The sequence below is a fragment of the Clostridium pasteurianum BC1 genome, from assembly GCF_000389635.1.
Classification (GTDB): Bacteria; Bacillota; Clostridia; order Clostridiales; family Clostridiaceae; genus Clostridium_I; species Clostridium_I pasteurianum_A.
This window is the reverse complement of sequence record NC_021182.1, coordinates 2,994,507-3,006,839: the sequence shown is the minus strand read 5'-3', so window position 1 is coordinate 3,006,839 and position 12,333 is coordinate 2,994,507. Positions and strand designations below refer to the sequence as shown.

General features: G+C 30.6%; 12 protein-coding genes. 9 read left to right on the top strand and 3 right to left on the bottom strand.

Annotated features, from left to right (window positions below; translation table 11 throughout):
- Nucleotides 1–339: 339 nt before the first annotated feature.
- Nucleotides 340–981 carry a cyclodeaminase/cyclohydrolase family protein gene (locus tag CLOPA_RS14225; protein ID WP_015616143.1) on the top strand — a complete coding sequence of 214 codons (642 nt, stop codon included), beginning with the start codon at nucleotides 340–342 and terminating at the stop codon, nucleotides 979–981.
- 170 nt (nucleotides 982–1,151) lie between these two features.
- Here CLOPA_RS14225 and pdaA read toward each other — a convergent pair whose 3' ends face one another.
- Nucleotides 1,152–1,979, bottom strand: a complete 828-nt coding sequence (gene pdaA / locus CLOPA_RS14220; RefSeq protein ID WP_015616142.1) for a delta-lactam-biosynthetic de-N-acetylase — start codon at nucleotides 1,977–1,979, stop codon at nucleotides 1,152–1,154.
- Between the two features lie 96 nt (nucleotides 1,980–2,075).
- On the opposite strand from pdaA, the gene CLOPA_RS14215 reads away from it, so the two are divergent.
- Nucleotides 2,076–3,842, top strand: a complete 1,767-nt coding sequence (locus CLOPA_RS14215) for an Eco57I restriction-modification methylase domain-containing protein (protein WP_015616141.1) — start codon at nucleotides 2,076–2,078, stop codon at nucleotides 3,840–3,842.
- Between the two features lie 168 nt (nucleotides 3,843–4,010).
- Here the strand turns inward: CLOPA_RS14215 and speE are convergent, their stop codons facing one another.
- A complete protein-coding gene (speE, locus tag CLOPA_RS14210) occupies nucleotides 4,011–4,838 on the bottom strand; it encodes a polyamine aminopropyltransferase (RefSeq protein ID WP_015616140.1) in 828 nt (275 codons plus the stop codon).
- A gap of 588 nt (nucleotides 4,839–5,426) precedes the next feature.
- Between speE and spoIIAA the strand changes: the two genes are divergently transcribed.
- The 7 genes from spoIIAA (at nucleotide 5,427) to CLOPA_RS14175 (ending at nucleotide 9,757) form a co-directional block, all read left to right on the top strand.
- Nucleotides 5,427–5,762 carry an anti-sigma F factor antagonist gene (gene spoIIAA, locus CLOPA_RS14205; RefSeq protein WP_015616139.1) on the top strand — a complete coding sequence of 112 codons (336 nt, stop codon included), beginning with the start codon at nucleotides 5,427–5,429 and terminating at the stop codon, nucleotides 5,760–5,762.
- 69 nt (nucleotides 5,763–5,831) lie between these two features.
- Nucleotides 5,832–6,266 (top strand): anti-sigma F factor, encoded by a 435-nt coding sequence (gene spoIIAB, locus CLOPA_RS14200; protein ID WP_015616138.1) that lies wholly within the window; start codon nucleotides 5,832–5,834, stop codon nucleotides 6,264–6,266.
- 57 nt (nucleotides 6,267–6,323) lie between these two features.
- Nucleotides 6,324–7,079 (top strand): RNA polymerase sporulation sigma factor SigF, encoded by a 756-nt coding sequence (gene sigF / locus CLOPA_RS14195; protein ID WP_041710902.1) that lies wholly within the window; start codon nucleotides 6,324–6,326, stop codon nucleotides 7,077–7,079.
- A gap of 284 nt (nucleotides 7,080–7,363) precedes the next feature.
- Complete coding sequence (spoVAC, locus tag CLOPA_RS14190; RefSeq protein WP_015616136.1) at nucleotides 7,364–7,816, top strand: stage V sporulation protein AC; 453 nt, start codon at nucleotides 7,364–7,366, stop codon at nucleotides 7,814–7,816.
- Between the two features lie 5 nt (nucleotides 7,817–7,821).
- The gene (spoVAD, locus tag CLOPA_RS14185; protein WP_015616135.1) at nucleotides 7,822–8,832 is read left to right on the top strand and encodes a stage V sporulation protein AD; all 1,011 of its coding nucleotides are present in this window, start codon (nucleotides 7,822–7,824) and stop codon (nucleotides 8,830–8,832) included.
- 5 nt (nucleotides 8,833–8,837) lie between these two features.
- Nucleotides 8,838–9,194, top strand: coding sequence for a stage V sporulation protein AE (gene spoVAE / locus CLOPA_RS14180; protein WP_015616134.1), 357 nt, complete (start codon nucleotides 8,838–8,840; stop codon nucleotides 9,192–9,194).
- Nucleotides 9,191–9,757: a stage V sporulation protein AE gene (locus tag CLOPA_RS14175; protein WP_015616133.1), complete on the top strand. Its 567-nt coding sequence runs from the start codon at nucleotides 9,191–9,193 to the stop codon at nucleotides 9,755–9,757. Before spoVAE ends, CLOPA_RS14175 begins: the two co-directional genes overlap by 4 nt.
- A gap of 94 nt (nucleotides 9,758–9,851) precedes the next feature.
- On the opposite strand, the gene CLOPA_RS14170 is transcribed toward CLOPA_RS14175, so the two are convergent.
- Entirely contained in the window at nucleotides 9,852–12,284 is a 2,433-nt protein-coding gene (locus tag CLOPA_RS14170) for a transglycosylase domain-containing protein (protein ID WP_431602582.1), read from the bottom strand.
- Between the last annotated feature and the right edge of the window lie 49 nt (nucleotides 12,285–12,333).

Genomic DNA, 12,333 nt, shown 5'->3' with positions numbered 1-12,333 from the left:
TAGGTTTAAATTTGAAAAGTGTTATGAAAGTATGTTACACATTAGTAGGAATATGAAAGAAACTATCTTAAAATGTATCAATATACATTAGAGATAGTTTCTTTTTTATATTTAAAATTGAGAAGAAGGTAGTGGTCACTGGCCATGGATCTGGGTCTTGAACATTGATATATACCAAGTATTGATTAAATATGATGTCATTTTATAATTACAATTAATATTTAGTTCATCATATGAAGTTCATGAAAAAATTTTATCTACAAAATTTTTAATATATGTGATAAAATATTACTCGTGTGATGAGAATCTTACAATTTATTTATGAAGGTGGTGCTTAAAATGTATGAAAATATGACAATAGGAGAATTCTCAAAGGTACTTTCCAGTAGTTCACCAGCTCCTGGCGGTGGGGGAGCAGCAGCTTTAACGGCTGCATTAGCAGCTTCACTTACTTCTATGGTATTCAATCTTACTATAGGTAAGAAGGTCTATGAAGGTTATGATGACTCCGTTAAAGAATTATTGGGGAAGAGCTTAAAGGAAGCCGAAAGAGCAAAAGAAGAATTTATTACTTACATAGATAAAGATGGAGAAGCTTTTTTGGAGATAATTAATGCTTTTAAGATGCCTAAAGATACAGAGAGTTCAAGACAGCTGAGAAGTAAGGCAATAGCAAAGGGATATGAAGCAGCAGCCAGGGTTCCTATGGAATTAATTGAAAAGGCAAACAAAATATATGAAGTAATATCCGTTGCCTGTGAATATGGAAATAAATTTGCTGTATCTGATGCAGGTTGTGCTGCTATACTTGCTCATTCAGTGGTGGAGATAGCTATATTAAATATAGGTATAAATTTATCTGGCATAAAGGATGAAACTATAAAAGTTAAACTACAGGAAGAATCACAAAAATTGTTAGAACAAAGCAAAAACAATAAAATGGCAATATTATATGTAGTAGATAAAATGTTAGTCATGTAAATTTAATTTTTTAAATAATCAAGAAATTCTTTTAAAATCATAATTTTTACAAAAATAATAACATTAGTAAAATGCTTACAATATGAAATCATAATTAATTTATTAATAAAAATTTAAAAATTAGGATAAAAATTTGATTTTATCCTAATTTTTAAATTATAGTATAAAACTTATTGTAGATCATTTAAAGTTTTAAATTCATAGCCTCTGCTCTTCCATTCTTTTATAAGTGAATCCAGAATATCTGTATTAGTTTTTGAAACTGCATGAAGTAAATATATACCACCGGGATGAGTTCTCTTTAAAATAAGCTTCTTGGCCTGTTCAGGATTAGGCTGATTATCTTTAAGCCAATCTTTATAGGCAAGACTCCAAAAAATTGTTTTGTAGCCAAGTTTATTAGTATAATTTAGTGAAAGTTCACTATACCTACCCATGGGAGGTCTGAAAAATTTACTCATATCATGACCAGTAGCTTCCTTATAGGCTTCTTCAGTAGAAGTAAGTTGCCATTTAAATTTTTCTTCATTTGTAATAGTGGCCATGGATGGGTGCGTATTAGAATGATTACATACTAAATTGCCTTCATCTGCCATACGTTTAACTAATTCCTTATTTGATTTTATATAGGGTACTGTTACAAAAAATGCAGCCTTTACATTATTGGACTTTAATATATCTAAAATTCTTCCAGTATAACCATTTTCATATCCTTCATCAAAGGTTAAATAGATATATTTATTATTAGTATCACCTACATAATAGCCGTTGTATTTTTTTAGCCACTCCACATCTATGTCAACTCTTGGAATTTTTTCATCAGATGCAGGTACAATATACCAGCTGTTTTCCTTAGTACTTGAATTATCCCCAGTCTTTGTATTTAAATAAGTTTTATTTATACTGTCATTTTTAAATAAAATAGCAGCTGCTGCATTATTACAAAGAGTTGTAGTTAGAGTGATTACAAGGCTTAAAATAATAAATAGTTTTTTCATATTTTCTATCTCCTTGCTCTATGCTATAATTTAATATTGTAGAAATTAATTACTTTTAGTCGATAATATTTTGTACATACTGGAGAGAAATATACAATGGAGTTATTTGAAATATTGGACATTTTTTTAAATGAAATTGATGAATTATATAATACAATTTTACAGCCCATAGATAATGTTTATAAAATTATTTCAATTAAAAATTATAAGCGAAAAATGAATATAGAGGAAAATCAGTATTTTTCAGCGGTTTACTATGAATTTATGAGAAAAAATAAAGAAAAAGGAGTTGTATATACACCTTTAGAAATAGGAAATTATATGATTTTAAATACTATAAAGGTTGAGGATATAATAAAAAATCCCTTTATAAAAATATTGGATCCAGCCTGTGGCTGTGGGAATATTTTAATTTCCTGCTATAAATATTTATTTAAATTATATAGGGAAAATTTAGATATCATAAACAAAAATAATAATATTAAATTAAAGGAAGAAAGTATAAGTATTCACATAATAAAAAATAATTTATTTGGATTTGATATAGATAAAAATGCATTAAAAATATTATCAATAGATTTATTTAGTGAAAGCAATTGTCTATATAATGATAATTTTGTGGAAAGAGATTTTTTAACAGAGGATATAAAAAACAAGTTTAATGTAATTATAAGTAATCCACCTTATGTTGGTCAAAAAGCTGTAGATAGAGAATATAGTTTAAAATTAAAAAAATTATATTCTGAAATATATAAGGATAAAGGCGATATTTCCTATTGTTTTTTTCAAAAAGCCATTTTAAATTTAAAAAAATCTGGGAAGATATCTTTTATAACCTCTAGATATTTTTTAGAATCTCCAAGTGGGGAAGAACTTAGAAAGATTTTTAAAGAGCTATGCTCTATAGAGAAAATAGTGGATTTTTATGGTATAAGGCCCTTTAAACAAGTGGGAATAGATCCTGTTATAATTTTTTTAGTGAATTCTCAAAACATAAAAAAAGATATAGAAATTATAAAGCCTGCTGGTAATATAAAAGAGAATAAGACATTATTTTATAATTCTCTCTTTTTAAATGAAGGTGAATATTATAAAAAATTTTATATTAAAAAAAATATTCTTAATAATAAAGGGTGGATATTACGGGATGAAACAGAAAGAAATATTATAAATAAAATAGAAAAAAACAGTTTTACTAATCTGGCTAATATATGTAACAGTTATCAAGGCATAATTACAGGTTGTGATAAAGCCTTTGTAGTGGATGAAGAGATTATAGAAACTGAAGGTATAGAAAGAAATATATTAGAACCATGGATAAAAAGCAGCTTTATAAAAAAGGGCAGTATAGATAGTACCTGTAAATACATAATATATGCAGATAACATTGACAAAGAAGAAAACTATCCCAATGCCGTAAAGCACATAGAAACTTATAAAGATAAACTTTTGAACAGGAGAGAATGTAAAAATGGTATTAGAAAATGGTATCATTTGCAATGGGGAAGAAATAAAGATATTTTTAATGGGGAAAAAATTATATTCCCATATAAATCTGAAAATAATAGATTCGCATTAGATAGAGGGAGTTTCTTTAGTGCAGATGTATATGCTCTTAAACTTAAGGAAAATATGCCCTTTACCTATGAATATCTTTTATTTGTCCTCAATAGCAAAATATATGAATTCTATTTTAAAACCTTTGGTAAAAAGTTGGGAGAAAATCTGTATGAATACTATCCTAATAATCTTATGAAGCTTTGTATTCCAACTATGACAAATAATTTGGATGATAATTATTTATATGATGTGTTTCAGCTTACAGAGGAAGAAATTAATATAATAAAAAAACAGATTTTATAGAACATGAAAATCTGTTTTTTTATATTACAAAATAAATACTCAATTGAAAATATTGAGTTCATTACCTAGTTGTGTAGTTCATATTAAAAACAACAGGATATTTATGGCACATTCAAATAAATAACTACTAGTATCTTTGGCTACTATTTATTTTCATATGCCTAAGTATTACTTTATTAAGTCCTCTACATATTTTGGAAGCACGAAAGCTGCTTTATGAATTTTTTTAGTATAATATTTAGTATCTAAATCTTCATAGATGCTAAGATCTACATTTTCAGGATCATATTTTTTAGAACCTATGGTAAAACTCCAATATCCTCCTGGATAAGTTGGTATGGCAGCCATAAACAATTTTGTAATCTTGAAAATAGCTTTTGAATCATTAAACACCTTTTTTACAACTTCAGGCAAATAAAAAGGTGTCTCTGTTTGAGCTATAAATATGCCATCCTCTGTAAGGCATTCTTTAATTTTTTCGTAAAAACTGCCACCAAAAAGACCTTCAGCAGCACCAAAAGGATCTGTTGAATCAACTATTATTACATCAAATTCATTTTTGTGTTCATTGACATATTTTATTCCATCACCTATGAAAACTTCACATTTAGGATTTTCTAATGCACAGCTTATTTCAGGTAAATATTTTTTACATTCTTCAACTACATCACCGTCAATTTCACATAAAACCGCTTTTTCTACAGAAGGATGTTTTAAAACTTCTCTTATAACTCCTCCATCTCCTCCGCCTACTACTAATACTTTTTTTGGATTCGGATGTGTAAAAAGAGGAATATGGGCTATCATTTCGTGATATACAAATTCGTCCTTAATAGTAGTTTGTATTATTCCATCCAATACCAGCATTCTTCCAAAGAAATAAGTATCTAATATTGCTAAATCTTGATATTTAGTTTTTTTTGTCACTAAAGTTTCTTTAACTTTATAAGTCATTGCAGCGTCTTCAATTTGAGCTTCTTTTATCCACATTTCCATATGTAAAACACCTGATTTTCAAAATACTAAACAATTTTTATCTGTCAATATTTTTGCTAAATCAGGATACTCACCTACCCTTCATATTTTCATTTATTATACTCGCTAGTTGTTCGGCTTGCATTTTAAAATAGCACTAATATTATAACAATAAGTTTAAAATTCAGCAATATTCAATTATAAATATAGATATCCAATTTCATAATTAAACATTGTTTTAAGCTACAAGGCTTTTTAATTTTATATATTAAAACATAAATTTATATATCAAGTTGTTTATCTATAGTTTAATAGTGGCTAGTGAGAAAAGACGAACTAATGAATGGCAATATTTACGCCCCAGGGGTGTAATTTTTTCTGATTTTAGTTCGCAATCCCCTTATATTACTAATAAATAACCATATTAATTAGTATTTCCAATAACTATTTTAATATTATTTATACAATGGTGTATAAAAAAAATATTATTGGTAAAAATTTAATATGTAAAATATTTTATGGGAAAAGAAGGAAAATAAAGAAAAGTATAGAATTACTTTATATGCCTTGTGTTTACAAAATAAATTACAATAATGGGGGGAAGATTTGATGTATATTGAGTTTTACAAGAATGAAGATAAGTTAATCGTTAAATTAACAGGGGAACTTGATCATCATAGTGCAGAAGAAGTGAGAAATAAAATCGATGATAGAATTGCGAGAAATGGATCCAATAAAGTTATATTAGATTTTTCAAATGTAAACTTTATGGACAGCTCTGGTATTGGTGTGGTTATAGGGCGATATAAAAAGCTTTCTATGAAAAAGGGAGAAATATGCATAGCAAATGTGCAAGAATCTGTAAAAAGGGTATTTGAGCTTTCTGGGATGTTTAAAATAATAAAGTTATATAAAAGTGTACAAGAAGCCATTGAAGTAATCTAGAACTTAAAGTATTCTAACATAGATAGTAAATAAATATAAAATGTAATTATTTTATGCGGGGGGATTTTAATGTACGATAATATGATGAAGGTAGAATTTTTGAGTAAATCTCAAAATGAGAGCTTTGCAAGAGTAGCAGTGGCAGCTTTTGCATCACAGCTGGATCCTACAATCGAAGAAATTACAGATGTTAAAACAGCTGTTTCAGAGGCTGTTACAAATGCAATAATACATGGATATAAGGACAATAAGTCGGGAGTAGTTGAAATTAGAGCTGAATTGAATAAAAATGAAATTACTGTAATTATTATTGATCATGGCTGTGGTATTGAAAATATAGAACAAGCTAGAGAACCACTTTATACTTCAAGGCCAGACCTTGAGAGGTCAGGTATGGGATTTACCGTAATGGAAACTTTTATGGATAGTGTAGAAATAGAATCTAATGATTCTGGAACTAAAATACGTATGAAGAAAAAATTTGAATCTGTTGATATAGATTAGAAAAATTTAAGTTTTTATAACGAGAGGAGGGGAAAAGCGAGTTTTAGCTTATGGAATATGGTGAGAGATGTAATGAAAAGAGAAGGTTATGATTATAATGAAAATGTAAAACTTATTGCTGATGCTCAACAAGGTGATAAAAGTGCATTAAATAGGCTTATAGAAAATAATCTGCCATTGGTGTCAGCTATAAGTAAAAAGTTTTTAAATAGAGGTTACGAATATGATGATATTTTTCAAATAGGATGTTTAGGACTTGTAAAGGCAGTGAATAATTTTGATTCAAAATTTAATGTTAAATTTTCTACCTACGCAGTGCCTATGATAATGGGAGAGATTAAACGTTTTTTAAGAGATGATGGTATAATTAAAGTAAGTAGAAGCATAAAAAATGCTGCAAGAAAAATTCATTATGACAAGGAAATTCTTACTAAAAAATTAAATAGAGATCCTACTATTGAAGAGCTTTCAAGTTTTTCAGGGATGAATGTAGAAGAAATATTATTTGCCACAGAATCTGCAAATAATCTGCAATATCTTTATGATGTAATTCACCAAGATGATGGTTCTCCAGTTATGCTTATAGATAAAATTAGCGAAAATTCTGGGGAAGATGCTAAAGTATTGGATAGGATAGCGCTAAAGGATGCTTTAAATATTTTAGATAAAAAATCAAGGCAGGTCATAATGCTTAGATACTTTAAAGATAAAACCCAGGTACAGGTTGCAAAAATGCTTGGAATAAGTCAGGTCCAGGTATCAAGAATAGAAAAAAAAGTATTAAAAGTAATGAAGGAAAAACTTAGTGGATAGTGTGAAAATAATCACACTATCTTTTTTGATTTAAAAATTTATACAAACTATATTTGTATGTTTAAAAATATGTTAAATGCAGATAATATTTTTAGACAGAGTTAGAGGAATATGAAAATAAATAGTAAGTCAAAGATGATGCGAATATTTTGAACAATACAAGAAAACTGGTGAGCAGGATAGTTGACTATCTGAAGGTTCTGTTGACGCATTAAGATTGAAAATAGACTAGCATACTTAATATTATTTATTTCAATGTGCCTTGAAGGGAAGGAGTAAAATATATGGCGAGTCAAGAAGATAAAGTAAAAGAAAAATTTCATAGGGTGACAAAAGAGAATTCTCCAAAATCTAAAATATATAAAAACTGTATTTGTGCCTTTTTAGTGGGAGGTTTTATCTGTGATGTAGGTGAATTTTTTTATAATTTACTTGTTAGTATGGGCATACCAGTAGATGATACTCTCATATGGGTAACTATTATCATGATATTTATAGGTGCGCTATTAACAGGTATTGGAATTTATGATAAAATAGCAAGTTTTGCTGGTGCAGGAACAGTGGTTCCAATTACGGGATTTGCAAATTCTATAGTTTCTCCAGCCATTGAATTTAAAAGAGAAGGATATGTACTTGGAGTAGGAGCGAAAATGTTTGCAATAGCTGGTCCGGTTTTGGTATATGGAATAACTTCCTCGGTGATAGTTGGTATAGTATATTATTTTATAAGCAGGTGATGAATTTGGGAAAGAGAATGGGAAAGCAAACAATAAAAATTGAAAGTAAGCCTAGAATAATTGCTACATATTCTATAGTGGGACCAAAGGAAGGAGAAGGGCCTTTAAAGGACTATTTTGATTTCATACTAAAGGATGATTTAAATGGTAAGAATAGCTATGAAAAGGCAGAAAGCAGCATTCTATATAGTGCTATTACTGAATGTATAAAGAAAGCTAATCTTACAGAACAGGATATAAACTATTTGTTTGCGGGGGATCTATTAAATCAAATCAGTTCTTCAAATTTCGCTGCAAGAGATCTGAATATACCTTTTATAGGCTTATATGGAGCATGTTCTACTATGACAGAATCTTTAAGTATAGCATCTATTTTTATGGATGGAGGTTATGCTAATAATGTAGTAGCAGCTACATCTTCACATTTTTCATCTGCTGAAAGACAATTTAGATTTCCACTGGAGTATGGAAGTCAAAGGCACCCAACTGCCCATTGGACTGTTACTGGAGCTGGTGCAATGCTAATAAGCAAAGAAGGAAATTTTCCCTATGTAAAATATATAACTACAGGTAAAGTTAAGGACTATGGCATTACTGATGCTAATAATATGGGAGCAGCTATGGCTCCAGCAGCCATAGATACTATTAAACAACATTTTCAGGATACAGGGACAACTCCAAAGGATTATGATTTAATTGCCACTGGCGACCTTGGAAAGTATGGTAAAACTATAACTGAAAAATTACTTAAAGTTTATGGGTATGATATAAATTCTATATATATGGACTGCGGCGATAAAATTTATGGTGGTGACCAAGCTACAAATGCTGGAGGAAGTGGTTGCGGCTGCTCTGCCGTGGTGGATTGTGGATATATATATAAAAACATGTTAAATGGAAAACTAAAAAGAGTATTGATATTGTCTACAGGTGCACTTATGAGTACCACATCTAGCTTGCAGGGTGAAACTATTCCAGGAATAGCTCATGCTGTATCAATAGAATTTGGAGTGTGATATTAATGGATTATATATGGGCTTTTATTATTGGAGGTATAATATGTGTCATTGGTCAGATACTCATGGACAAAACTTCCTTTACCCCTGCAAAAATACTTGTAAGTTTTGTAACTGTAGGTGTAATTCTTGGAGCTTTGAATATTTATGATGTACTTGTAGATATAGGAGGAGAGGGTGCAAGGGTTCCGCTGCCAGGATTTGGATACGTTTTAGCTAAAGCAACTATGAAAGAAGTAGATTCACAAGGGCTTATAGGAGCTTTTATTGGAGGTATAAGGGGCTCTGCTGGTGGGGTTGCAGCATCAATAGTGTTTGGATATATAATGGCTCTCATATTTAACCCTAAAACAAAAAAATGAAAGATTTGAAAAGAAAGGTAATTATAGTTACAGATGGTGATAGAATAGCAAGAAAAGCGGTGGAAACAGCTGCTAAAAATATTCATGGAAGATGTATATCAATGTCCGCAGGTAATCCCACAAGTCTTAGTGGCAGCGATATTATACGACTTATAAAGACAGCAAAGCATGATCCGGTGGTTGTAATGGTAGATGATAGAGGTAATACAGGCAAGGGAAAAGGGGAAAAAGCCATGGAATACATTATTAAAAGTAATGAAGTCGAAGTAATGGGTATAATTGCTGTAGCCTCTAATACATCAGGTGGAAGAGGAGCGGAAGTAAACTTATCTATCGATAAATTTGGTGATTTAGCAAATTGCGCTGTAGATAAATATGGAAACAGACTAAATAATAAAATCTTAAGAGGGGATACAGTTAACTCTATAAATAATTACTCTAAACTATTTGCTGTGGGAATAGGAGATCCAGGTAAAATGGATGATTTAGATAGTATTGAAATTGGAGCACCAATAGTTACAAGAGCTATGGAGAAAATAATAGAAGAATATAATAAAGTGTAGACTTAAAAATTTATTCCAAGTCTACACTTTATTTTATTTATTTACATTTTTAGAATCACTTATATTGCCATTGTTTGTTGTATTAAGTTGATTGCTATTTATTATTAGATGTTGTTGTACCTTGTTGAGTACCTTGCTGAGTACTGACAGTGTTCCCAGTTGTATTAGTATTTCCAGTGGTATTTGTTGCATTAGTATTTCTATTTGTTGCATTAGTATTTCCGGTTGTATTTGTTGCGTTAGTATTTCTATTTGTTGTATTAGTATTTCCGGTTGCATTTGTTGCATTAGTATTTCCAGTTGCATTTGTTGTATTAGTATTTCCTGTGGCATTTGTAGTTGTATTTTGATTATTTGGTACTGGAGTATTAACATCGTTGTTTGGGGTTTGTGTATTATTATTTAAAGTATCAGTAGGTTCTGTACCATCTATAAATAACTGATTATTTATAGTTGTTATACCTGATGGCATTTGCAAGTCTGTTACTGGAAGACTTTTGTTAGCTTCCTGCATAATTAATCCCCATACCTTTGCAGAAGTATTGCTATAATAGTCATTACCCATTGGAGTCTGTAAATCATTTCCTATCCACACTGCACCAGAGTAATAGGGAGTAAGACCACAGAACCATAGATTTTTCTTATCACTACTAGTACCAGTTTTACCTGCTACAGGCATATTTCCAAAATTTGCAGAAGGACCTGTTCCATTAGGGCTTACTGGACCCTTTAATAAATTATACATAATGTAAGCAGTTTGTGGTGAGATTACCTTCCTAGGTGAAGCAGAACTTTCCAATATATTATTTCCATTTTTATCCACTACCTTTGTATACAATCTAGGAGGTATATATAATCCGCTATTACCAAAGGTACCATAGGCAGCAGCCATGGTAGTAGGTGTATTACCAGTGGTTAATTGACCTAGAGCCATAGCTGCTATAGAAGTAGAGGTCGTATCTGCAGGGCTTAAAGTTAAACCAAACTTCTGTGCATAGGCAGCACCGGTAGTTACCCCAAGCTTATCTTCTACCTTTACGGCAACTACATTAACTGAGCGTGTAATGGCATCCTGTATGGTAGTAGGACCATGATATTGAAAGTCGTCATTACTAGGCTGATAAGGACCGCCATCGCTTCCTCTGTATTTATTGGCTATACTTGCTGGAAGAAGATTATCATCTACGATTGTTCCGGAAGTTATAATTTTGTTTTCTATAGCAGGAGCGTATACAGTTAAAGGTTTAATACTTGAACCCACAGCTTCAGCATTTTTAAAACTTGAACCGTAAGCTCTATTAAAGGAACCCATAGGCTGTGTACCTCTTCCGCCTATTAGAGCCTTAACTTCACCAGTACGATAATCTACTATAGTGGCTGCTGCCTGTGGTTCCAGTACACCCTTTGAATTTTTAATAGATCCCATACCACCGTAAGATGAGTCGCTATCAATAATTTTTTGAGCAGAATCTTCAAGATTTCTATCCATAGTGGTATATATCTTTAAACCGCCATCACTTAGCAAATTGTTAATTTGCTCATCAGTATAATTATATTGAGCTTTTAAGTCTGATCTAACTTGATCTACAACAGAAGATGAAAACCATTGATAGGTATATCTGCTGTTGGTTTTACCTGGATCAAATCCTAATTTACCATTGTCTAAATCACTAAGAGCTTGGGAGTAATCACTATCGCTTATGTAATTATTGACATGCATTCTCTGCAGCACTGTCTTTGTTCTGTTTATATAAACTGATGGATTTTTTTGTGCATAGGTGGAAAATGGATAATAAGCAGAAGGACTTTGTGGAAGACCGGCTATAAAAGCACACTGAATAAGATTTAAATCTTTTACATCTTTGCTAAAATATTGGTCTGCAGCCGCCTGAACTCCATTTGCCTGACCACCAAGATAAATGGTATTCATATAGGCTTGTAATATTTGATCTTTAGTTAGAACTTTCTCAAGCTCAGTAGCAAGATAAGCCTCTTGAATTTTTCTTTTCCAGGATATTCTGTTTTCCAGAGAGTCTGTTAAAAACATTCTCTGCTTTATAAGCTCTTGAGTTATAGTAGAGGCTCCTTGAATCCCTCCATTTTCTCTTAAAATTTTATTTTTTACGTTAATAAACATAGCACCAATAATTCTCTTTATATCAATTCCATTATGCGTATAGAATCTTTCATCCTCTATACTTATAAATGCATGGGATAAATTTGGTGGTATGGAATCTAAGTTAACTACAGTTCTTTTTTGTGCAGTTACAACTGTATCCATAACTTGAGTTTTATCATCATACAGTACAGATGGCTGATCTAGATTTAGTATGGTTCCATTTACATCTAAGGTCGGGGCTGTTTTTATCATAGCTAAAACAATACCTAAACCTGCTACAGAACCTATAATAATTGCACATAGTAAAGTTATAAAAAATATTTTAAATGCCTTTATAACTGGATTTTTTTTCTTTTTTACTTTTGTATTCTTCTTATTTTTAGCAGTAGTATTGTTACTACTAGGTATATTACGTGCCATAAAGTATCCTCCTTAAATTATAGCTAATGCTCTAACA

Excerpts from the sequence above, each read along its gene's own strand:
- CLOPA_RS14225 (WP_015616143.1), top strand. The coding sequence starts at position 340 with ATGTATGAAAATATGACAATAGGAGAATTCTCAAAGGTACTTTCCAGT.
- pdaA (WP_015616142.1), bottom strand. The coding sequence starts at position 1,979 with ATGAAAAAACTATTTATTATTTTAAGCCTTGTAATCACTCTAACTACA.
- CLOPA_RS14215 (WP_015616141.1), top strand. The coding sequence starts at position 2,076 with ATGGAGTTATTTGAAATATTGGACATTTTTTTAAATGAAATTGATGAA.
- speE (WP_015616140.1), bottom strand. The coding sequence starts at position 4,838 with ATGGAAATGTGGATAAAAGAAGCTCAAATTGAAGACGCTGCAATGACT.
- spoIIAA (WP_015616139.1), top strand. The coding sequence starts at position 5,427 with ATGTATATTGAGTTTTACAAGAATGAAGATAAGTTAATCGTTAAATTA.
- spoIIAB (WP_015616138.1), top strand. The coding sequence starts at position 5,832 with ATGTACGATAATATGATGAAGGTAGAATTTTTGAGTAAATCTCAAAAT.
- sigF (WP_041710902.1), top strand. The coding sequence starts at position 6,324 with ATGGTGAGAGATGTAATGAAAAGAGAAGGTTATGATTATAATGAAAAT.
- spoVAC (WP_015616136.1), top strand. The coding sequence starts at position 7,364 with ATGGCGAGTCAAGAAGATAAAGTAAAAGAAAAATTTCATAGGGTGACA.
- spoVAE (WP_015616134.1), top strand. The coding sequence starts at position 8,838 with ATGGATTATATATGGGCTTTTATTATTGGAGGTATAATATGTGTCATT.
- CLOPA_RS14175 (WP_015616133.1), top strand. The coding sequence starts at position 9,191 with ATGAAAGATTTGAAAAGAAAGGTAATTATAGTTACAGATGGTGATAGA.